This window comes from Streptomyces sp. NPDC001634 (genome assembly GCF_040298185.1).
GTDB lineage: Bacteria > Actinomycetota > Actinomycetes > Streptomycetales > Streptomycetaceae > Streptomyces.
In genome coordinates this window covers 1-22,434 of sequence record NZ_JBEOZU010000013.1, presented here as the reverse complement: position 1 = coordinate 22,434, position 22,434 = coordinate 1, and the positions used below count along the sequence as shown (strand labels likewise).

The window sequence follows — 22,434 nt, the reverse complement described above, 5'->3', positions numbered from 1 at the left end:
CGGAATCTCGACAGGAACCACAGATTGGCCGGAAATGGATCCGACCTTATCGGTCCAGACCATTGACCGGGTCGCGTCATCCCGCAACTCTGTATCGCAGCGCCGAACGCATCAATGAACTCGGTGCATGCATGTGAACATGCCACCTGCCTGGCTCTCTATGGAGCCCTTTCACCCCCCACCCATCAGGAAAGCAGGTACGCACACATGAACGAGACGGTGCGAGAGACACACCACCCGGAACCGAGTATTCGGGAAACATCGGAGGAAAGTGTCTGGGAGGCCCCCGCATATGTGGTCGTCGAGACCGCTCTGGAGGTCACCGCCTACGCACTCGGCGACCGTTAGCCGACCGCTGGTCGCACGATGACCGCCACACCCGTACGCGACGACAGTGTCGCAGCCCCCTGGGGAACCGCCGAGTTCACCGAGCGGCTGCGCACCCTCGCGGAGGAGCGCTACCACCACCGGCACCCCTTCAACATCCGTATGCATCAAGGCCGGTTGACGCCCGGGGAGCTGCGCCGCTGGGTCGCCAACCGGTTCCACTACCAGCGGCACATCCCCGTCAAGGACGCCCTGATCCTCGCCAAGTTCGACGATCCCTCGCTGCGCCGGGCCTGGCTGCGCCGCATCCGCGACCACGACGGCACCGCCGGCGGAGAGGGAGGCATCGAACGCTGGCTGCGGCTCGGCGAGGCAACGGGCCTGGACCGCGCCGACCTGTGGGACGCCTCCCGGGTGCTGCCCGGGGTGCGGCTCGCGGTCGAGGGCTATGTCAACTTCTGCCGGCTGCGTCCGGCGCTCGACGCGGTCGCCGCATCGCTGACCGAGCTGTCGGCACCGGATCTGATGCGCACCCGCATCGCCGCCTTCGAACGCCACTACCCGTGGATCGATGCGGACGGGCTCGCCTACTTCCGCACCCGTGTCGGGCAGGGCGGCCGCGACGGCGAGGAGGCCCTCGCCCTCGTGCTGACCTGGGCCCGCACCCGTGCGGAGCAGGAGCGGGCGCTCGGCGCGCTCGCATTCAAGTGCGACGTGCTGTGGGCGCTCCTCGACGCGGTGGACCGCCCCCCACCGGGCACGCCATGACCTGGCGCCCCGCACTCCACCACTCGGTGATGCTCCGTCACGACCGCGTCCGGGGCGGCGATCTGCTGCTCGTGCCCGAACGCGTCGTCGTACTGCGCGGCAGTGCCGGCGCCGTCCTGCGGCTGTGCGACGGCAGCCGCGAGATCGACGAGATCGTCTCCGCGCTCGGCGAACGGTACCCGGGCGCGCCGGTCGCCGACGAAGTACCGCAATTCCTCTCGGCGTTGCGAAAGAAGGGCTGGCTCCTATGACCGTCCCCCCGCCCTGGGCACTGCTGGCCGAACTCACCCACGGCTGTCCGCTCCACTGCGCGTACTGCTCCAACCCCGTCGAACTGATCAGTCGGTCAGCAGAACTCACCGCCGGGCAATGGGCCGACGTCTTCCGCCAGGCCGCTGACCTGGGCGTCGTCCAGACCCATCTGTCGGGCGGCGAGCCGCTGCTGCGACGCGATCTCGCCTCGATCGTCGAGGCCGCCGCCGGGACGGGCCTCTACACCCAGCTCGTCACCAGCGGTGTCGGACTCCACGACCGGCGTCTGAACGAACTGGCCGCCGCCGGGCTGCGCAGTGTCCAGCTCTCCGTCCAGCACGCCGTCCCGACCGCCTCCGACCACATCGCGGGCGCCCGCTCGTTCACGGCCAAGGAGCGCGCCGCCCGGCTGATCCGCACGGCCGGGCTGCCGTTCGGCCTGAACATCGTGCTGCACCGCGCCAACATCGACGCCCTGGACGAGCTGATCGACCTCGGCCGTGACTGGGGTGCGGACCGTGTCGAGCTCGCCAACACCCAGTTCTACGGCTGGGCGCTGCGCAACCGCGGCGCCCTGCTGCCCACCCGCGAGCAGGTCGAGCGCGCCCGCCGCACACTGGCCCACCGACGCGAACAGCTCGCCGGGAAAGTCGAGTTGGTCTGGGTCGCCCCCGACCACCTCGACGGCACGGCGAAACCGTGCATGGGCGGCTGGGGCGCGGTCTCGCTCACGGTCGCCCCCGACGGCACGGTCCTGCCCTGCCCGGCCGCCGCCTCGCTCCCGGGCCTCGACGCACCCAACGTCCGGCAGCAGCCCCTGGCCCGGATCTGGCGGACGTCCAAGACCTTCAACGCCTACCGGGGCGAGACCTGGATGCGCGACCCGTGCCGCACCTGCGCCCTGCGGACCGTCGACCACGGCGGCTGCCGCTGCCAGGCGTACGCCCTCACCGGCGATGCGGCCCGCACCGACCCGGCCTGCCGCCATGCCCCCGACCACCACCTCGTACGCGACCTCGTCGACCGGGCCGCCGAGCCGCGCGGCGCGCTCGCCTACGCCTACCGCGCCTACCGAGAGGAAGGAACATGAGACGACCCCTGCGGGCCGCGCTGACGGCGGGCGCGCTCGCCACGGCCACGCTGACCGGGGCGGCCGCGACCGTGCCGGCCGCCGCTGCCGTACCGACGCCCGCAACCAGACCTGCCGCCGCCCCCGACTGGTCGGTCGCCGTCGTCGACTCGACCATGGCCCGCTACACGCCGAGCACGATCGGCGGCTGGTCCTACCCGGTCGGCCTCTACCTCTACGGTCAGTACCTCACCTACCGGCGCACGCACGACGCCCGCTTGCTCTCGTACATCAAGAGCTATGTCGACCGCTTCGTGAAGCGCGACGGCTCGATCGACCAGAGCTTCAACAGCCTCGACAGCATGCAGGCCGGCCGGCTGCTGGTCATCCTGCACCACGAGACCGGCCAGGACCGCTACCGCAAGGCGGCCCGGAAGATCCGCGACCGGCTGAACACCTACCCCAGGACCTCCGACGGCGGCTTCTGGCACGCCGACACGAGCAGCCGCGCACACCAACTCTGGTCGGACGGCGTCTACATGGTGAACCCGTTCCTCGTCGAATACGGCAAGGAATTCGGGGACGCGACGTACACGAACGACGAGGCGGCAGAGCAGTTGTCCGTGTACGGCAGCCATCTGCAGGTCGCGAACGGTCTGCTGAGGCACGCCTACGACGAGTCGAGGACGGCGAGCTGGGCGGATCGGGGGACCGGCCTCGCGCCCGAGCACTGGTGCCGGGCGGTCGGCTGGTACGCGATGGCCGTCACCGACGTGCTGGACGCCATCCCTGCCAACCATCCGCGCAGGCCCCAGCTCCTGTCCATCTTCCGGAAGCTGGCGGCCGGCCTCGAGAAGTACCAGGACCCGGCGACCGGCCGCTGGTTCCAGGTGATCGACAAGGGCGACCGCGCCGACAACTGGACCGAGACCTCCTGCTCCAGCATGTTCACCTACGCCCTCTCGCGAGGCGTCCAGCAGGGCTGTCTCGACCCGCACTACGCACAGGTCGCGCAGCGCGGCTACGAGGGCGTCCTCGCGAAACTCTCCGTCGGCCCCGACGGGCGCACCAACCTCGCCGACATCTCCGTAGGCACCAACGTCGGGGACTACGCGTACTACGTCGCTCGCACCCGGGCCACCAACGACTTCCACGGCCTGGGCGCCTTTTTGATCATGAACGAGCAGCTCCGCACGGTCCACGTATCCGGACGTCACTCCCCTTCGAGACGAGGTGAACAGTCATGAGCCCCACCAGAAGAACCCTGCTCGGCGCGGCTCTCGGCGGCTCGGCCGCCGCGGCCGTCGGCCTTCCGGCGACTGCCGCACGGGCCGCATCCTGGCAGCAGAAGTGGTCCCCGTCGGCGAGCGGCGACGGCCTCGGCGCCTTCGAGACCGTCGAGGACGACCGCGCGAACTCGCACCCGGCGGGACACCCGCACATCTTCGCCACCGGCAACAACTGGCGCTTCAACATGCACATGGTCGACCGCGACACATCGACCGACCGGCAGCGTCAGGAGGTCACCGGGCTGCGCACGGGCAGCAGCAGCTACCTCAAGTGGACCGAGGGCCAAACCTGGCGGGTCACCTACTCCATGTACATCCCCGGCTCGCTCAAGGCGACCACGACCTTCACGCACATCATGCAGCTGAAGCAGCCGGGCAACGGCACCTCGCCGATCGTCGTGCAGTCGCTGCGGCGCGTGAACCGCGTACAGACCATCGAGCTGAGGCTGGCGATCGACGACATCCTGGTCGGCCGCACGGACCTCGAGCCGCTGCACAACAACTGGACCGACGTCGACTTCCAGATCAAGGTCGGCAACGGCACGGCGGGCTCGGTCCGGTGGACCCTCAAGAGCGGCTCGACGACGGTCATCGACAAGTCGAGGACGGGTGTCGACACCTTCCTCGCCGACCGTGTGCGGCCCAAGTGGGGCATCTACCGCTCCCTGGGCGACACCTCCGGATCCCTGCAGGACACCTATCTCCTGCTCACCAATCTGCGCGGCTACCAGCTCGTGTGAGGAACCGTCATATGCGACCCCCCACCGTTCCCGTGAGACGGGCTGCGGCGATCGTGATCGCCGTGCTCGCCGTCGTCCTCGGACTGTCCCATCCCTCGGCTCTCGCGGCCTCGCGGCCCACGCCCCGCGTCACCGTCTACGACATACGTGACTACGGGGCCAAGGGTGACGGCTCCGCCAACGACACCCCCGCCATCAACAAGGCCATCACGGCGGCGAACACGGCGGGCGGCGGGACCGTCCGCTTCCCGGCCGGCAAGTACAAGTCCAAGAACACCATCCACATGAAGAGCAACGTGACGCTCCAGGTCGACACGGGCGCCACGATCCAGGGCTCCGGTGCGGACACCTACGACCCGCCCGAGAGCAACCCGTACGACGCCTACCAGGACTACGGGCACAGCCACTTCCACAACGCGATGATCTACGGCGACCGGCTGACGAACATCGGCTTCGTCGGCGGCGGTGTCATAGACGGCATGGGCAACCTGATCACCGGCAATCCCAAGTCCGGCGAGGCCGACAAGATCATTTCGCTGACGCGCTGCGACGGACTGCGCATCGGCGACGGCCTCACGCTGCGCCGCGGCGGCCACTTCGCCGCGATCGTCAACGGCTGCAGGAACGTCACCTCCGACCACCTCACCATCGACACCGCGAGCGACCGCGACGGCTGGAACGTCATCAGCACGACCAACGTCACGATCACCAACGCGAACATCAGGGCCAATGACGACGCGCTCGTCTTCAAGAGCGATTACGCGCTCGGCGCCAAGCTCCCCAACGGCCATGTGCGGGTGAGCGACTCGACCCTCTCGGCGGTCTGCTGCAACGCCCTGATGTTCGGCTCCGAGACCTGCGGTGACTTCTCCGACTACCAGTTCGAGAAGATCCGTATCGAGGGCGCGAACAAGTCCGGACTCGGCATGGTTTCCATGGACGGCTCGAAGATCTCCGACGTCCACTACCGCGACATCACCATGAGGGACGTCCACTCGCCGATCATGGAGAAGATCGGCACCCGCAGGCGATGCGGCAACAGTCCGGGCGTCGGGGCGATCAGCGACGTCACCTACGACAACATCACGGCCACCGGCAACAGCCCCTCCTTCAGCCCGACCCTGTGGGGCGAGAGCGGCCACCGCATCAGCGGCGTCAGCTTCACCGACGTCAACATCACCGTGCCCGGGGGCAACGGCACGATGTCCACCGGCGTTCCCGGTAACAAGGCCACCGACTACAACCCGAACAGCATCGGCACCCGGCCGGCGTACGGCTGGTACCTGCACAACGCGGACAACGTCACGTTCACGGACAGCTCGGTGAAGTTCACCGCCGACGACGGCCGTCCGGCCATGATCGCGAACGCGGCGAGCGGTATCCGGCTCACCCGTTTCACGGCCCAGCGCGGCAGCAACGCCCCGCACGACATCGGGTTCCAGGACGTCACCGGCTACTGCCTGGCGGACAGCCACAACAGCTCCGGCGGTGCGCTGCGGGTGGCCGGCACCGGGTCCACGGAGAACTGCGGTACGGCGCCGGTGAGGCCACTGGATCTCGAGAACCCCCGCCAGGACTTCCTGCGCGGCTCCGTCGGCGGGCTGTTCCTGCACTGGGGACTGCGCACCGCTCCCGCCCACACCAGCTGCACCGCCTGGGAGAACGACGTCACCAGCGGCGGCTGGAGCCCCGGCTACTGGGTGAACGAGGCCCGGAAGCTGCACACCCAGTACCTGGTCCTCGCCACCTTTCACAGCCGTCTCGGCTACGCCCGCCCCTGGCCCTCGAAGATCCCGGGCAGCTGCTCCACCAAGCGGGACTTCCTCGGCGAGCTGATCAGCGCCGCCAAGGCCAAGGGCATGAAGGTCATCCTCTATATGACCGACGACCCCCAGTGGCACAACGAGGGCGGCCATGAGTGGCTCGACTCGGCCGCGTACTCCGCGTACGAGGGCAAGACCGTCGACCTGTCCACCCGCGACGGCTTCGGCCGGTTCAGCTACGACAACTTCTTCGAGGTCATGGACCGCTATCCGGACCTCGGCGGCTTCTGGATCGACAACGACAACGCGTACTGGGAGAGCCACAACCTCTATGCGCAGATCTACCAGAAGCGCCCGAACTACACGCTCAGCAACAACAACGAAGACACGCCGATCATGGACATGATCAGCAATGAGCAGAAGGCCGGAATGACACCCGCGTACGACTACCCGCAGGCCGTCTACACGGCCCAACCCCGGCTGACGGAAGCGGACTTCAAGCTCCCGACGAGCGGCGCCTGGTGGTACGACGGTTCCAACCCCTCCGTCGACAAGGCGCTCACCCTCGGCCGGCTCATCACCAACGCGGGCTCGTCCGTAAAGGCTCTGATGGCCGAGACCGCCCAGGTCAACGGGAAGTTCCCGGCCAACCAGGCCGCCTTCAACACCTTCGCCGACTCCTATCTCGACCCGATCTGGGAGTCCCTGCACGGCACCGAGGGCGGCGGCTACATGTACGGCGGCCTCAAGCCCGGCTTCTGGAACGACGGTGCGCACGGGGTGACGACGATCAGCAGGACGGACCCCGACCTCCAGTACGTCCACGTCCTGACGCCGCCGTCCACGACCACCCTGCGCATCCGCGACAACGGCTACCGGATCGCGTCCGTCACCAACCTCCGTTCGGGCGCGGCGGTTTCGTGGTCGCAGTCCGGCGGGGTGCTCACCCTGAACGGCCTCGGCGGCTGGGACCCGTACGACACCGTCTTCAAGGTCACCACGGCCGGACGGCAGGGGATCCTCTCCGGCGTCACCGTGAGCGCGAGCGCCTCGGCGAGCGGTCACGCGGCCCCGTCCGCAGGGGACGGCAGCTACCTCACCTACTGGGACAACAACAAGACCCTGCCGGTCAGCCTCACCTTCGACCTCGGGTCGGCGAAGAAGGTGCAGTACATCGGGCTCAACCAGCGCGAGGACTCCGTCGCCTACGCCCGCTCCGACACCGAGCAGTCCGCCCGTATCAAGGACTACAAGGTGTTCCTGAGCAACGACGGGTCGACCTGGGGGAGCGCCGTGAAGACCGGCCAGTTGCCGAGCCGCCGCGGCGTCCAGGGCATCGACCTCATCGCCGCCGACGCCCGATATGTACGCCTGGAGGTCGACACCACCTGGGCCGCGTCGACCGACACCACCCGATACAAGCGGCTGCGCATCGACGAGGCCTGGATCGGCACGTCGTACGCAACCCCGGCAGCGGCCGTGACGACGTACTCGGACAACGGCCAATCGCTCCGCCCCGCCATGGGCTGGAGCAGCTGGAGCTTTGTGCGCAGATGGCCCACCGAGGCGAAGATCAAGGCACAGGCGGACGCGCTGGTGGCGAGTGGGCTCAAGGACCACGGGTTCGTGTACGTCAACCTCGACGACTTCTGGCAGAAGTGCGACTCGGGCGGATTCGTCGTCGACTCATACGGCCGCTGGGCCGTCGACACCGCCAAGTTCCCGTCCGGCATCAAGGCGCTGGCCGACTACATCCACGCCAGGGGACTGAAGTTCGGCTTCTACGTCACCCCGGGGATCGCCAAGAACGCGGTCACCAGGAACACCCCCGTCGAGGGGACCTCGTACCACGCCAAGGACATCGCGGACACCTCGAAGACCGAGAAGAACTACAACTGCAAGAACATGTACGCCATCGACTACGGCAAACCGGGCGCGCAGGAGTTCGTCGACTCCTGGGCGAAGCAGTTCGCTTCCTGGGGCGTCGACTACCTGAAGATCGACGGCGTGGGCAGCACGGACATCCCCGATGTGCAGGCCTGGAACAAGGCGCTGAGCGCCAGTGGTCGGCCCGTCACCTTCGCGCTCTCCAACAACCTGCCCATCGCGAACGCCTCCACCTGGCGGCAGTTGGCGAACAGCTGGCGCACCCAGGGCGACGTCGAGTGCTACTGCGGACCGGGCGCCAATGGCAGCGGCTATCCGCTCACCGACTGGTCGCATGTCTCCGCCCGCTTCAACTCGGCGGCCTCCTGGCAGCCGTACGCCGGTCCGGGCGGATGGAACGACCTGGACTCGCTGGAGATCGGCAACGGCGACCGGGCCGGCCTGACCGCCGACCAGCGGCGCTCGCACTTCACCCTGTGGGCGATGGCGGCGGCGCCCCTGCTCCTCGGCACGGACCTCACCAGCCTCGACCCCGTCGACAAGGCGATGCTGACCAACGACCGGCTCATCGGCGTCGACCAGGACGGCGCCGCCGCCAAGCGGATCGTGAACAGTGGCGTCAAGCAGGTCTGGAGCAAGAAGGAGAGCGACGGTCAGTACGTCGTCGCGCTCTTCAACACCGGCACGTCCGGCACCGCCACGGTCGGCGTCGACTGGTCGCAGGTCGGCTTCTCCGGCTCGGGTGACGTCACCGACCTGTGGTCCGGCTCCCACAAGGGCGTGATCGCGGGCTCGTACAGTGCGAGGCTGCGGCCGGGAGAGACATGGCTGATCCGGGTGAAGCCGATGAGCTCGCTGAAGGCGGCCGCCGCCTCCCCGGGGATGGCCGTGGCCCCGTACGAGTACCTCGGCTGGGGCAACCCGCAGAACCCCACGTCGGTGATGTCGGCGACCGGCGTCAAGTGGTTCACGCTCGCCTTCATCCTCTCCGACGGCTCCTGCAACCCGAAGTGGGACGGCACGCGCCCGCTGACCGGCGGCAACGACCAGGCCAAGATCAATGCGATCCGGGCGGCCGGCGGTGATGTGATGGTCTCCGTGGGCGGCTGGAGCGGCGCCAAGCTCGGGGAGAAGTGCTCCAGCGCTCCGGCGCTGGCAGCGGCGTACCAGAAGGTGATCAGCGCGTACGGACTCAAGGCCCTCGACATCGACATCGAGAACACCGAGTGGTCGAACGCGACCGTCCGGCAACGGGTGATCGACGCGTTGAAGATCGTCAAGGCTGACAACGCGGGCCTGAAGACCGTCATCACCTTCGGCACGACGACCGACGGCCCCGACTCCACCGGAGTCGACATGATCAAGCGCGGCGCCGCCTCCGGCCTGGCGAACGACGTCTGGTGCATCATGCCGTTCGACTTCGGCGGCGGCACGACGAACATGGGCGCGCTCACCACGCAGGCCATGGAGGGGCTGAAGGCACGGGTCAAGTCCGCCTACGGATACAGCGATTCGGCGGCCTACGCCCATATCGGGCTGTCGTCGATGAACGGCAGGACCGACGACTCGGGTGAACGGGTCCGCGTGGCGGACTTCAAGACCATGCTCGCCTACGCCCAGCAGCACCACATCGCGCGCCTGACCTACTGGTCCGTCAACCGCGACCGGGCCTGCGCATCCGGCTCCGACGGTGACGCCTGCAGCGGCGTGACGCAGCAGCCGTACGACTACCTCAAGGTCTTCGCCCGGTACACGGGCTGAGGGGACGACCATGAAACCGAAAAGAGCTCTGCCGTGGTGCCTCTCCCTGGCCCTCGCGCTGCCACTCGTGGGACTGGGTCACACCAGCGCCTACGCGGCGACCGACTACCAGGCCGAGGACGCCACCATCTCCCAGGGCACGGTGGCCACCAACCACACCGGCTACACGGGCACCGGCTTCGTCGACTACACCAACGTCAAGGGTTCCTATATCGAGTTCACCGTGAGCGCGGCCTCGGCGGGCACATCGTCGGTCGCCCTCCGGTACGCCAACGGGACCTCCACCGACCGGCCCATGGACATCTCCGTGGGCGGAACGGTCGTGGCGTCCGGCGTCTCCTTCCCGGCGACGGCGGACTGGAACACCTGGGCGACCAGGACCGTGAACGTGCCACTGTCCGCGGGCACCAACAAGATCCGTGCGACCGCCACCACGGCCAACGGCGGACCCAACCTCGACCGGATCAGCGTGGGCACCGCCGCCGACACCCAGGCCCCGACCCGCCCGGGACAGCCGAGCTGCTCGGCGGTCACCGAGGACGGGCTGACCCTGTCCTGGGGCGCCTCGACGGACAACGTCGGCGTGGCGGCGTACGACATCTACGAGCACGGCAACAAGCTGAGCGAGGCCGCGGGCAGCGCCACCTCCAAGGCACTCACCGGGCTGAGCCCCAACACCACCTACAACCTGACCGTCATCGCCCGCGACGCGGCCGGCAACACCTCACAGGCCGGCCCCGTCGTCGACTGCACGACCAAGCCAAGCTCCGACACCACCCCGCCCACCGAGCCGGGCACGCTCGGCGCCACCAACGTCACCGCGAACAGCGTGGACCTGAGCTGGGGCGCCTCCACCGACGACCGGGCGGTCGCCGGCTACGACGTCCGCAGTGACACCACCGTCTACAAGTCCGTCACCGGTACGTCGACCACACTGACCGGGCTCGCCTGCAACAGCCCGTACACGCTGAACGTGGTGGCGCGGGACGCGGCGGGCAATGTGTCCGAACAGAGCAACACCGTCAGTTTCACGACCAAGGCGTGCGCCGGTGACGGCGGGGTGCCGTCGTCGATCACCACGCTCTCCACCGGCTGGACCATCCCGTGGGGCACCTACTGGATGCCGGACGGGCAGTCGGCCCTGGTCACCGAACGGGACGACTTCCGGGTCTGGAAGGTGACGAAGGACGGCACGAAGACCCAGGTCGGCACCGTGCCCAATGCCGTCACGACCAACGGAGAGGGCGGTCTGCTGGGCGTTGCCGTCGACCCCAAGTGGGAGACCGACCACTACGTGTACTTCATGCACACCGCGTCCGAGGGCAACCGGGTGGTGCGCATGACGTACAACGGCAGCGCGCTGAGCAACTACACGGTTCTGCTCCAGGGCATCAAGAAGAACCGCTACCACAACGGGGGGCGGCTCGCCTTCGGCCCCGACGGTTATCTGTACGTGTCGACCGGCGAGGCCCAGACCCCCGAACTCGCCCAGGACAAGAACTCGCTGAACGGCAAGATCCTGCGCATGACGACGGACGGCAAGCCGGCCCCCGGAAACCCGTTCGGCAACTACGTCTACAGCTACGGGCACCGCAACCCGCAGGGCCTTGCCTTCGACCGCAGCGGCCGCCTGTGGGAGGCGGAGTTCGGCAACAGTTCCAAGGACGAGCTGAACCTCATCAAGCCCGGCGCCAACTACGGCTGGCCGACCTGTGAGGGCAGTTGCAACGTCGCCGGGATGACCAACCCCAAGGCCACCTGGAACGTCTCCGAGGCCTCTCCGAGCGGAATCGCCATCGTCCGCAACGTCGTCTACATGGCCTCGCTGCGAGGCGAGAGACTGTGGCGGATCCCGATCAACGGCGACAACGAGAGCGTGGGCACGCCGACCGCGTACTACGTCGGCACTTACGGCCGGCTGCGCACGGTCACCAAGGTGCCGGGGGCCGACCAGCTGTGGCTGTCCACGACGAACTGTGACAACAACGGAGGTGCGGCGGACGGATCCGACAAGATCTTCCGTGTGACGATCAACTAGCCGCCCGTGCGGGGGCGCTGTGCCGGACTCACGCCCGGTACAGCGCCTCCACTTCGTTCGCGTACGCGTTCTCGATCGCCTTGCGCTTCAGCTTCAGCGACGGAGTGAGCAGGCCGTGCTCCTCGGTGAACTGGTGGGCGAGGATGCGGAAGGTGCGGATCGACTCGGCCTGCGAGACCAGGGTGTTCGCGGCGACCACCGCGCGGCGCACCTCCGTCTCCAGATCGGGGTCGCGCACCAGCTCGGCCGGGGCCAACTGCGGCTTGCCGCGCATCTGCAGCCAGTGCTCCACGGCCTCGGAGTCGAGGGTGACCAGCGCGGCCACGTACGGGCGGTCGTTGCCGACGACAATGCACTGCGCGACCAGCGGATGGTCCCGGACCCGCTCCTCCAGCAGCCCCGGCGAGACGCTCTTGCCGCCGGAGGTCACCAGGATCTCCTTCTTGCGGCCCGTGATGGTGAGGTAGCCGTCCTCGTCGAGGGAGCCCAGGTCGCCGGTGGCGAGCCAGCCGTCGTGCAGGGCCTCGTCGGTGGCCTTGGGGTTGTTGAGGTAGCCCTGGAAGACGTTCCTGCCGTGCAGCCAGATCTCGCCGTCGTCCGCGATGTGCACCGTCGTGCCGGGGATCGCCTGGCCGACCGTGCCGTACCGCGTGCGCTCGGGCGGGTTCGCGGTCGCGGCCGCCGTGGACTCCGTCAGCCCGTACCCCTCGTAGATCTGTACGCCGGCGCCCGCGAAGAACAGTCCGAGCCGCCGGTCCATCGCCGAGCCGCCGGACATCGCGTGCCGCACCCGGCCGCCCATGGCCGCGCGGATCTTGGCATACACGACCTTGTCGAAGAACTGGTGCTGCATGCGCAGGCTCGCGGACGGGCCGGGGCCGATGCCCCACGCCTTCGCCTCGATCGCGTCCGCGTACTTGACGGCGACCTCCACCGCCTTCTCGAAGGGACCGGAACGGCCCTCCTTCTCGGCCTTGCGGCGCGCGGCATTGAACACCTTCTCGAAGATGTATGGCACAGCAAGGAAGAACGTCGGCCTGAACGCGGCCAGATCGGGCAGCAGCGCCGCCGCGTTCAACTGGGGCTGGTGGCCGAACTTGACCCGGCCGCGGATGGCCGCGACCTGCACCATACGCCCGAAGACATGGGCCAGCGGCAGAAAGAGCAGGGTGGCCGCCTCGTCGCCCTTCTTGGAGTGGAAGACCGGTTCCCAGCGCTCGATGACCGTCTCGGCCTCGTACATGAAGTTGCCGTGCGAGAGGACACAGCCCTTGGGACGGCCGGTGGTGCCCGAGGTGTAGATGATCGTCGCGATCGAGTCCGGGGTGACGGCCTGCCGGTGCCGGTGCACCACATCGTCCTCGATGTGCGCGCCCGCGTCGTACAGATACTGGACCGCGCCCACGTCGAGCTGCCAGAGCCGGTGCAGCTGCGGCAGCCGGTCGATGACCGTGGCGATCGTCATCGCGTGGTCCTCGTGCTCCACCATCGCGGCCGACACCTGTGCGTCGTGCAGCATCCAGAAGACCTGCTCGGCCGACGAGGTGGGGTAGACGGGCACCACCTGGGCGCCGATCGTCCACAACGCATAGTCGAAGAGCGTCCACTCGTATCGTGTACGGCACATGATGGCGACCCGGTCCCCGAACCGGATCCCTTCCGCCAGCAGACCCTTGGCGAGTGCCAGGACCTCGTCGCGGAACTCGGCGGCGGTCACATCACGCCACCGGTCCTCCTCGTCCTTGCGGCCGAGGGCGACACGGAGCGGATCTTCCTGGGCATACTCGAAGACGACATCGGCCAGGCCGCCCACCGGCGGCGCCGACGCCAACGGAGGGTTGGTGAACTCGCGCAATCCCCGCTCCTAGTGGCGCTCCGCACAGCGCCGTGAAAGCTACCCCACCGCACGGCCGGGCGGGAGAGGGGCGGAACGCCCGGGATCCGTCGCAAAATACACAGGTCAGCCGGAGGAAATGCCCGCACAAGGGGAAGGGGCGGACAGAATTCCTTACGGCCGAGTAGGTTCGGGGCCCGTAATCTCCACGGAATCTGTACGACGCGATTACGGAGCCCCACGCCCTACTGGAGAGTAACACCGGGGGCGGCGGCCAGGTGAGTGCGCCACCGTCCCCGCCGCTCAGCCCTGTCGCGCAGCCGTCTCCTTCAGCGCCCCGGGCGCCGGTTGTGTCACTGCGGGCCGCGGCGACCGCACCAGGACCAGCACCACCGCCCCCGCGAGCATCCCCGCGACCCCCGCGACCACCAGCGCCGTGTCGAGGCCCGAGGCGAAGGCCGTGCGCAGCGCGTGCTCGGAGAACGAGCCGCGCAGCGCCCCGGCGCCGCCACCCGCAAGGGTGTGGGCCGCGTCCTGCGGCAGCGTGTCCCGCATCCGGGACGTCACTACGGTGCCGAAGACGGCGACCCCGAGCGCATACCCCAGTTGCCGGACCGTATTCACCGCGCCGCCCGCCATGCCCGCCCGCTCCGGCGGCACCGAGGCCAGCGCCGCCCCGGCGACGGTGGGGCTGACGAACCCGGTGCCGACCCCCACCAGGACCAGCCCCGGCACCAGGGCGGTCCAGCCGGAGCCCGCGTCCAGCACGGCCTGGCAGAAGGAACCCGAGCCGATCAGCAGCAGCCCGCCGCCGATGGTCAGCCGGGCCGGCACCCCGTGCAGCAGCCGGCCGACCAGGACCGCGACCACCATGGCGGCGACCGTCAGCGGCAAGAGTGTGAGCCCGCCGCGCACCGGGCTCATCCCCAGCAGCGTCTGCATCCAGATCGAAAGGTAGGGCGTCACACCGAACGCCACCCCGTTGAAGGCCAGCGCCCCCGCCATCACACCCACGAACGCGGGCTTGCGCAGCAGCGACGGATCCAGCAGCGGATGCGCCGCCCGGCGCTCCACCAGCACGAAGCACACCAGCGCCAGCGCCGCGAGCGCGAAGGCGCCCAGCGTCACCGACGAGGTCCAGCCGTCCTCCCCGGCACGCACCACCGCGTACGTCGTACCGCCCGCGAACCCCGCGAACATCACCGTGCCCGCCCAGTCGATCCTCATTCCGCGCGGCCCCCGCGACTCCGGCACCGCGCGCAGCGTCAACCACACCGAGAGCACGCTCACCGGCAGGTTCACAAAGAAGATCCACCGCCATCCGGGCCCCTCGGTGAGCACCCCGCCGAGCACCGGCCCGACCGCTGCCGCGCCGCCGCTCACCGCGCCCCACACACCGAGCGCCGCCGACCGCTGACGGCCCTGATAGACGGAGCCGAGCAGCGGGAGCGTCGTCGCGAACATCGCGGCCGCGCCCACCCCTTGCAGCGCGCGGGCGGCCACCAGCGTCCCGGGCCCGGATGCGAGCCCGCACAGAAGTGACGCGGCAGCGAACAGCACCACGCCCACGACATGCACCCGGCGCCGCCCGAGAATGTCGGCGGCGGCACCAATCCCCAGCAGCAGCGCGGCCAGCGCGAGCGCGTATCCGTCGACCACCCACTGCAGATCGCTCAGCGACGCGTGCAGCGCTCGTGCCATGTCGGGCAGCGCGACGACCACGATCGTCACGTCCAGCAACAACATGAACGTGCCCAGGCACACCGCCGTGAGCGGCCCCCATGTACGCATGCTTCAACTCCCCTGTGCGATGGATGCGTATACCTCCGTACGATGGGCAGTCGACGGCCGATCACAGCGGAAACCGCTGCCCGATCGCCGGAATCCGACAAGGAAGGGTGCGATGCAGAAGGAATCCCACACCTTCGATCAGCTCGATCTGCAGTTGCTGTCGGCGCTGGGGGCCGACGGCCGGGCCTCCTTCAGCCGGATCGGGGCGGTGCTGGGTGTCTCCGACCAGACCGTCGCGCGCCGCTACCGCAAGCTGTGCGCCGAGGGCGGGCTGCGGGTCGTCGGGATGCGCGACGCCTACCGGCTGGGCCAGGACCAGTGGATGCTGCGGGTGCGCTGTGCCCCGGACGCGGCACTGATCATCGCGGACGCGCTCGCCAAGCGTCCCGACACGTCCTGGGTCGGGCTCGTCTCCGGCGGCACCGAGGTCCTCTGTCTGACCCGGCCACGCAGCCCCGGCGACCACGACGACCTGCTGCTCGGCAAGCTGCCGCGCACCCCGAGCGTGGTGGAGATCCGCGCCCACCAGCTGCTCCACCGGTTCTACGGCGGGGTGAACGGCTGGGTGGAGAAGCTCGGCGCGCTCACGGACGACCAGATCGCCGCCCTCCGCCCCGAGCCGGTGCCCGGTGCGGGACCCGCCCGTATCGACCCGGAGGACGAGCCTCTGCTGACCGTGCTGGAACGGGACGGACGCGCCACCCATCCCGAACTCCAGCGGGCAACCGGCCGCTCCGAGTCGGCCGTCAAGCGCCGCCTGACCACGCTGCTCGCCTCCGGAGCCGTGTACATCGACACGGAGTTCAACCCCGAGCTTCTCGGCCACCCCGTGGCCGCCGTCCTGTGGATCACCGCCGCGCCCGCCGCCCTGCACTCCGTCGGCGAAGCCCTCGCCACCCACTACCGGATCGCCCATGTCTCCGCGGCGGCGGGCCCCTCGAACATCGTCGCCACCGCCCTGGCCAGGAACACGGCGGATCTCTACGCCTATCTGAGCGGTCCCCTCGGCCATCTGGAGGGCGTCCAGCACGTGGAGACGACACCGTTCCTGCGCCGGGTCAAACAGCTCACATACCAGCGCCCGCCGCGCTGAAGGGCGCAGCGGGACCGGCGCCGGGCACCTGACGCCGGTGCAGTCGGTCCCCGCCCGCCAGGATCGCCGACGCCAGTGCCTGGGCCGCGTTCTGCGCCGGGCCCCGGCGGTCTCCATGGACCAGGACGAAGTCGATCTCGCCCAGTTCCGGAAGGCCCGCCCGCTCCGGGATGCGCACCAGGCCCGGCGGGACCAGGCTGCGGGAGTGGGCCATCACACCGAGACCGGCACGGGCCGCCGCGATCAGGCCGTTGAGGCTGCCGCTCGTGCATGCGATGCGCCAGGCGCGGCCCTGGTTCTCCAGGGCCTCCAGGGCACGGGCGCGGGTGATGCCCGGCGGTGGATAGACGATCAGCGGAACCGGCCGGTCCGGGTCCAGACGCAGCCTCTCCGCACCGATCCACACCAGTTTGTCGTGCCACACCAGTGCGCCGCGCGGGTCCTGGGGGCGGCGTTTGGCCAGCACCAGGTCGAGCCGGCCCGCCGCGAGCTGTTCGTGCAACGTCCCCGACAGTTCGACCGTGAGCTCCAGATCCACCTCGGGATGGTCGTACCGGAAGCCCTCCAGGATCTCCGGCAGCCGGGTCAGCACGAAGTCCTCCGAGGCGCCGAACCGCAGCCGGCCCCGCAGCCGTGTCCCGGTGAAGAACGCCGTCGCCTGCTCGTGCACCGCCAGAATCCGCCGTGCGAAGCCGAGCATCGCCTCGCCGTCCTCCGTCAGCTCCACGGAGTGGGTGTCCCGGGAGAACAGCTGCCGTCCGGTCGCGTCCTCCAGGCGCCGTACGTGCTGGCTCACCGTGGACTGGCGCAGCCCCAACCGCCGGGCGGCCTGGGTGAAGCTCAGCGTCTGGGCAACCGCCAGGAACGTACGCAGCTGGGACGGGTCGTACACGCACGCCAGGTTATCGCGAAATGTGATGACAGTCAGAGCGGTATGCCGGATTCCCGATCACTCGGCCGGAGAGGACGATGGAGAGGGCACGACCGTGTCTGGCACCGGACGTACAGCGAAGTAGTGGAGCACAGTGAAACGCCTGCAATGGCCGCGTTGGATGCCCATCGAGCCCTACATCCTCCTGCTGCTGGGGACCGTGGGGCTCGCGGCCCTCTTCCCGGCGCGGGGCACGGCCGCGGACGTCGCCTCGGGTGCCTCCACGGCAGCGATCGCGTTCCTGTTCTTCCTGTACGGAGCGCGGCTGTCCACCCGGGAGGCCCTGGCGGGGCTCAGGCACTGGCGGCTCCATGCCACCGTGCTGGCCTGCACATTCGTGGTCTTCCCGCTGCTGGGTCTGGCCGCCCGCGGCCTGGTGCCGGTGCTGTTGACGCACAACCTCTACACCGGGCTCCTCTTCCTCACGCTCGTCCCGTCCACCATCCAGTCCTCGATCGCGTTCACCTCGATCGCGCGCGGCAACGTGCCCGCCGCGATCTGCGCCGGCTCCTTCTCCTCCCTCGCCGGAATCGTGATCACCCCGCTGCTCGCGGCGGCGCTGCTCGGCAACAGCGGCGGCGGGTTCTCCGCGGACTCGCTCGTCAAGCTCGTGCAGCAGCTGCTGGTCCCGTTCCTTGCGGGACAGGTGCTCAGGCACTGGATCGGAGGCTTCATCACCCGGCACAAGAAGGTGCTCGGCCTCGTCGACCGCGGTTCGATCCTGCTGGTCGTCTACACCGCGTTCAGCGAGGGAATGGTGCAGGGCATCTGGCACCAGGTGAGCCCGCTGAGGCTGGGCGGACTCCTCGTCGTCGAGGCGGCGCTGCTCGCCGTGATGCTCGCCCTGACCTGGTACGGCGGCCGGGCGCTGGGCTTCGACCGGGGGGACCGGATCGCGATCCAGTTCGCCGGGTCGAAGAAGTCCCTCGCCTCCGGACTGCCCATGGCGTCCGTTCTGTTCGGTGCGCACGCCTCGCTGGCGGTGCTCCCGCTGATGCTCTTCCACCAGATGCAGCTCATGGTCTGCGCGGTGATCGCCAAGCGCCGCTCCCACGACCCGGAGCTCTCGGAGGTCAGCCCCGGGACAGCCGCAGTGTCACGAACCGCGGTCGGTACAGGGACACGTTCCGGCTGAGGTTCGCCTGCGCCGAGACACCCGTCGCATCCAACCAGTTGACGTCGTAGCTCAGCACGAGCCGGCCGCCGCCGCTCAGCGCCGGGTGCGCCTGCGGGTTGTACGCGGCCACCTGGCCCTGCGGCAGCGGCGGGCTGAAGCCCCTCGTCGGACCGTGCCAAGGGCCTGTGGGTGCGCACGCCCAGTAGGAGGTGACCGTGGTCAGCCCCCGGGTGCCGGCGGCCATGGTGAACAGGACGTACGTTCCCGAGTCCCGTACGACCGTGAACGCGCTGCCGACACCCGTGCCGCGCCCGTCGCCCAGCACGGCCCCGGGCGTTCCGCGTGCCGTCCACGCCGAGCCGTCCCAGTACTCCCAGGCCGACGGCCGGTCGAGCCGTCCGAGCGGCACCCGGGCCACGTACGCCTGCGAGGCGGGACGGGAGGCGGCCTGGGCGTCGTCGCCGCCGAAGACGTACGTCCAGTCGCCGTCGGTCACCGCCGTCGTACCGAACAGCACACGCCGCGAGGCGTCAGGGACCTGCTCCTGACCCAGGATCCGCACGATGCCCTCGACGCGCAGGTCCGGCAGGGAGAGCGTGGCGACCTCCGTCGCGGTGGGGACGCCGTAGATCCAGGGGTACGCGCCGGTCGTACGGGTCCACAGCAGGACCCGTACGACCTGCTCGGACGAGCCGGGGGAGCGGGGCTCGACCCGGGCAGCCACCGGCCAGCGCCACTGGTTCGGCGCCGGGTCCGGGAACAGCGGCGCGGGCAGCGTGCTCTCCAGGCGGCCCGAACGGGACATCACCACCGCGGAGTTGCGTACCAGCGGCGCCGAGGGGTCCCGCCAGGCGTACGACTCGCCCGCCGGGTTGGGCGGGCCGTGCACCTGGCCGAGATACGTGTCCGAGAACAGCCACAGCACGCGCCCGTCCGGCACCCGCACGGAGTGGGTGCCGTCGCCGCCGGTCCAGTCGTCGGTGCGGGTGGGGTCGTCGCCGTACCGAGTGAACTCGGTGTTCAGGGCGGTGTCACCCGTCCAGGACGTGACGGTGCGCTCACCGCACGTGCCGCCGCCCTCCCGTTCGTGGTGGGGGAGGGCGGTGAGCAGCAAAGCCGCGCAGACCAGGGCCAGGACCAGGCCCAGCCCGGTCCCGGCCTGCCGTCGTGCTCGTGCGTCGTCGGGCACGCCCGGGACGTTAGTGGCTGGGGCGCACCCGGTCCATGGGCAGTCACCGCGGGGGGCGGGGCCGGGTTTGGTGCCGAGCCCGTCCTGCGGCACACCGGGGCGTCCGGGTCGGCCGCCGGCACCTGGAGCGTGCAGCCGTCCGGACAGGCCGGTGCCGGGTCGCCCTTGGGGCCCTCGGGGCCGGGATCGCCGCGCTCGCCGGGATCGCCCGCCACACCCTGGACGCCCTGCGGTCCCGCCGGTCCCGCCGGTCCCGTCCATGCCATCCCTGCGTCCCTGCCGTCGGTGCCCGGCGGTCCCGGCGGTCCCGACGGGCCCGTTTCGCCGGGCGTCCCGCGTTCCCCGGCGGCGCCGTTCTTGCCTCCGCCCCCGTCGCTCCCCTGTCGCCCTTCGCGCCCGGCGCGCCGGCGGGTACCGTCACCCGGGCCGGCAGGTCGTCCACCGCCTCGGCGGGGTCCGGGGCCGCCGGGGTGCCGCCACTGGCCTTGACCTGGGCACGCAGGGCACGGTCGGCGTCCTCAATGACCTGCAGGACGCGGGCCTCGTCGTGCGCGAGCCGGACCCCAGGGACCGCCGCAAGAACGCGGTGTCGCTCACGGTGGAGGGCGGGCGGCTGCTGAAGCGCTGCGAGAAGGCGGCCCGCGAGGCGAACGACGCCCTCTTCGCCCCGCTCTCGGCGGCCGAGCGCGACCGGTTCATGAACCTGTTGATCCGGATTTCCGGTACGGAGGGCTGACTACGGTTAACGTTCCGTCATGACCGGACCTCTCGCGCTCGATCCAGCGCGCACCGCCCTCGTGCTCGTCGACCTGATGGACCGCATCGTGGCCCTGCCTCTGGAGCCCCGCAAGGGCACCGAGGCCCTCGTCGCGGCCGAGCGGTTGGCGGACGCATTCCGCTCGGTCGGCGCGCCCGTCGTCCTCATCCGCGTCGAACGCCCTGGCATCGCCGAACAGCCGCCCGGCAGCGGACTGGTGGCCGGTCTCCTCAAGGACGGCGATCTGGAGGTCGTGAAGCGGACCATCGGCGGCTTCCAGGGCACGGGCCTCGACGAGCGCCTGCGCGAACGAGGCATCATCACCCTGGTGTTCGGCGGCATCGCCACCAACCTGGGCGTCGAGTCCACCGCCCGCGCCGCCGCCGACCTCGGCTACAACCTCGTCTTCGTCGAGGACGCCATGGCCGCCTTCACCGCCCCCGAGCACGAGGCGTCGGTGAAGCTCGACTTCCCGCGGCTGGGATCGGTCGTGGCCGCATCCGACGTGCACTTCACGACCGGCTGACCGGCGTCAGACCAGCGTCCCGCCGCCGTCCACGACCACCACCGATCCGGTGCTGTAGCCGCCGCGCATCAGATACAGGTACGCCTCCGCGACGTCCGCCGACTCGCCCACCCGGCCGACGGGGAGCGAGGCGGCGGAGGACTCGAACAGCCCGTCCCGCTCGACCTCCGGCAGGTCCCGCCACAGCTCGGTGCGGACCACGCCGGGGGAGACCACATTGACACGGAGCGGGGCGAGCTCCAGGGCCAGCGCCCGGGTGAGCGACTCCATTGCGCCGCACAGGCTCGCCGCGACGGTGGCGCCCCGCATCGGCCGGCGCCCCCCGGTCCCGGTGGTCAGCACCACGGAACCGCCCTTCCGGATCGAGGGCGCGCCGTGCTTGACGGCCGTGTACGCACCCCACAGCCGGGTGTCCAGAAAGCGCCGTGCCCGTGTCAGGTCCGACTCCGCGAGACTCTCCAGCAGCAGCGATTCACCCGCCGTGTAGACCAGGTGGTCGAACTCGCCGATCCTCCCGAAGAAGCCGCGCACCGCGTCCTCGTCTGTCGCGTCGAGCACATGGCCCTCGGCGCCTCGCGGCAGCCGCGTCAACGCGGCGTCCACGCTCTCCTGCCGGCGTGAGGCGACCACCACCTCCGCCCCCTCCCGTGCGGCCGCCTCCGCGACCGCGAGTCCGATGCCCGACGTACCGCCGATGACGACGATCCGCTGTCCTTGCAGGCTCATGCCGGTGCCCCTTTCGCGCTTGTGCGCTTCTCACGTTGGTGCGACGTGATCCAGCCTGCGGTCCCCGCCGCCCCGGCGTCCAAGACCTCTTTTGGCGGCGGCGATACCCTGAAGGCATCGCCACCCGAACGAAGGAAGGGCCGGCCATGGACCTCGACCTGCGGAAGGTCCGCTACTTCACGGCGGTCGCGGAACAGCTGCACTTCGGGCGCGCGGCCGAGAGCCTGCATATCGCGCAGCCCGTGCTGAGCCGTCAGATCCGGGCCCTGGAGAAGGACCTGGACGCCACGCTCTTCGAACGGGACAGCCATGGAGTGACGTTGACCGCGGCGGGACGCCAGCTCCTCGACGACGCGCGCAACCTGCTCGCCGCCGCGGACGCCACCCGCCGCCGGGTGCGCCGGGCCGCGCGCGGCCCGCGCCGCCTCGTCGTCGGGTTCCGGGCGGGGGGGGGGGTGGCCCCGGGCCCGCGGGGCGTAGGCGCCCGCCCCCCCGAAGTGGTGGGGGGACGCCCGCGGGGGGGGGGGGGCCGCCAGCGGGGGGTGATGCAGGGCGGGGCGGGCGACCGAGCCAACG

Annotated in this window: 17 protein-coding genes and 1 pseudogene; 13 read left to right on the top strand and 5 right to left on the bottom strand. The window is 70.0% G+C overall.

What is annotated here, in order from left to right:
• Positions 1-207: 207 nt before the first annotated feature.
• The 8 genes from pqqA to ABT186_RS10850 are packed head-to-tail and all read left to right on the top strand — an operon-like array spanning position 208 to position 11,894.
• Positions 208-348, top strand: a complete 141-nt coding sequence (gene pqqA, locus ABT186_RS10885) for a pyrroloquinoline quinone precursor peptide PqqA (RefSeq protein ID WP_351228104.1) — start codon at positions 208-210, stop codon at positions 346-348.
• A gap of 18 nt (positions 349-366) precedes the next feature.
• Entirely contained in the window at positions 367-1,095 is a 729-nt protein-coding gene (gene pqqC / locus ABT186_RS10880; RefSeq protein WP_351228102.1) for a pyrroloquinoline-quinone synthase PqqC, read from the top strand.
• Positions 1,092-1,346 (top strand): pyrroloquinoline quinone biosynthesis peptide chaperone PqqD, encoded by a 255-nt coding sequence (pqqD, locus tag ABT186_RS10875; protein ID WP_351228100.1) that lies wholly within the window; start codon positions 1,092-1,094, stop codon positions 1,344-1,346. Before pqqC ends, pqqD begins: the two co-directional genes overlap by 4 nt.
• A complete protein-coding gene (pqqE, locus tag ABT186_RS10870; protein ID WP_351924563.1) occupies positions 1,343-2,437 on the top strand; it encodes a pyrroloquinoline quinone biosynthesis protein PqqE in 1,095 nt (364 codons plus the stop codon). The genes pqqD and pqqE overlap by 4 nt, the downstream gene beginning before the upstream one ends.
• On the top strand, positions 2,434-3,663 hold the full coding sequence (locus ABT186_RS10865) for a glycoside hydrolase family 88/105 protein (protein ID WP_351228096.1): 1,230 nt from the start codon (positions 2,434-2,436) through the stop codon (positions 3,661-3,663). The genes pqqE and ABT186_RS10865 overlap by 4 nt, the downstream gene beginning before the upstream one ends.
• Positions 3,660-4,445 (top strand): Tat pathway signal sequence domain protein, encoded by a 786-nt coding sequence (locus tag ABT186_RS10860; protein WP_351228094.1) that lies wholly within the window; start codon positions 3,660-3,662, stop codon positions 4,443-4,445. Before ABT186_RS10865 ends, ABT186_RS10860 begins: the two co-directional genes overlap by 4 nt.
• A gap of 32 nt (positions 4,446-4,477) precedes the next feature.
• A complete protein-coding gene (locus tag ABT186_RS10855) occupies positions 4,478-9,856 on the top strand; it encodes a glycosyl hydrolase family 28 protein (RefSeq protein WP_351924561.1) in 5,379 nt (1,792 codons plus the stop codon).
• Positions 9,857-9,866: 10 nt separating this feature from the next.
• Entirely contained in the window at positions 9,867-11,894 is a 2,028-nt protein-coding gene (locus ABT186_RS10850) for a PQQ-dependent sugar dehydrogenase (protein WP_351924559.1), read from the top strand.
• A gap of 28 nt (positions 11,895-11,922) precedes the next feature.
• Here the strand turns inward: ABT186_RS10850 and ABT186_RS10845 are convergent, their stop codons facing one another.
• Both ABT186_RS10845 and ABT186_RS10840 read right to left on the bottom strand, forming a co-directional pair.
• Positions 11,923-13,749: an AMP-dependent synthetase/ligase gene (locus ABT186_RS10845; protein ID WP_351228088.1), complete on the bottom strand. Its 1,827-nt coding sequence runs from the start codon at positions 13,747-13,749 to the stop codon at positions 11,923-11,925.
• 282 nt (positions 13,750-14,031) lie between these two features.
• A complete protein-coding gene (locus tag ABT186_RS10840) occupies positions 14,032-15,519 on the bottom strand; it encodes an MFS transporter (protein WP_351924557.1) in 1,488 nt (495 codons plus the stop codon).
• 112 nt (positions 15,520-15,631) lie between these two features.
• Here ABT186_RS10840 and ABT186_RS10835 point away from each other — a divergent pair, with 112 nt between their 5' ends.
• Positions 15,632-16,612 (top strand): Lrp/AsnC family transcriptional regulator, encoded by a 981-nt coding sequence (locus ABT186_RS10835; protein WP_351924555.1) that lies wholly within the window; start codon positions 15,632-15,634, stop codon positions 16,610-16,612.
• Here ABT186_RS10835 and ABT186_RS10830 read toward each other — a convergent pair.
• Positions 16,587-17,504: a LysR substrate-binding domain-containing protein gene (locus tag ABT186_RS10830; protein ID WP_351924553.1), complete on the bottom strand. Its 918-nt coding sequence runs from the start codon at positions 17,502-17,504 to the stop codon at positions 16,587-16,589. The genes ABT186_RS10835 and ABT186_RS10830 overlap by 26 nt on opposite strands.
• A 133-nt stretch (positions 17,505-17,637) precedes the next feature.
• On the opposite strand from ABT186_RS10830, the gene ABT186_RS10825 reads away from it, so the two are divergent.
• Positions 17,638-18,678, top strand: coding sequence for a bile acid:sodium symporter family protein (locus ABT186_RS10825; protein ID WP_351924551.1), 1,041 nt, complete (start codon positions 17,638-17,640; stop codon positions 18,676-18,678).
• On the opposite strand, the gene ABT186_RS10820 is transcribed toward ABT186_RS10825, so the two are convergent.
• Positions 18,617-19,849, bottom strand: coding sequence for a DUF5005 domain-containing protein (locus ABT186_RS10820; protein ID WP_351924549.1), 1,233 nt, complete (start codon positions 19,847-19,849; stop codon positions 18,617-18,619). The two genes, ABT186_RS10825 and ABT186_RS10820, sit on opposite strands and share 62 nt — an antisense overlap.
• A gap of 505 nt (positions 19,850-20,354) precedes the next feature.
• Here ABT186_RS10820 and ABT186_RS10815 point away from each other — a divergent pair.
• Both ABT186_RS10815 and ABT186_RS10810 read left to right on the top strand, forming a co-directional pair.
• Positions 20,355-20,585 (top strand): annotated as a pseudogene (locus ABT186_RS10815) (MarR family winged helix-turn-helix transcriptional regulator); the annotation flags it as partial.
• Positions 20,586-20,604: 19 nt separating this feature from the next.
• Entirely contained in the window at positions 20,605-21,132 is a 528-nt protein-coding gene (locus tag ABT186_RS10810; protein WP_351228076.1) for an isochorismatase family protein, read from the top strand.
• Positions 21,133-21,138: 6 nt separating this feature from the next.
• Here the strand turns inward: ABT186_RS10810 and ABT186_RS10805 are convergent, their stop codons facing one another.
• Positions 21,139-21,858, bottom strand: coding sequence for an SDR family oxidoreductase (locus ABT186_RS10805; RefSeq protein WP_351924547.1), 720 nt, complete (start codon positions 21,856-21,858; stop codon positions 21,139-21,141).
• Between the two features lie 146 nt (positions 21,859-22,004).
• Between ABT186_RS10805 and ABT186_RS10800 the strand changes: the two genes are divergently transcribed.
• The coding region (locus ABT186_RS10800) for a LysR family transcriptional regulator (protein ID WP_351924545.1) at positions 22,005-22,434 on the top strand (430 nt) is incomplete at its 3' end.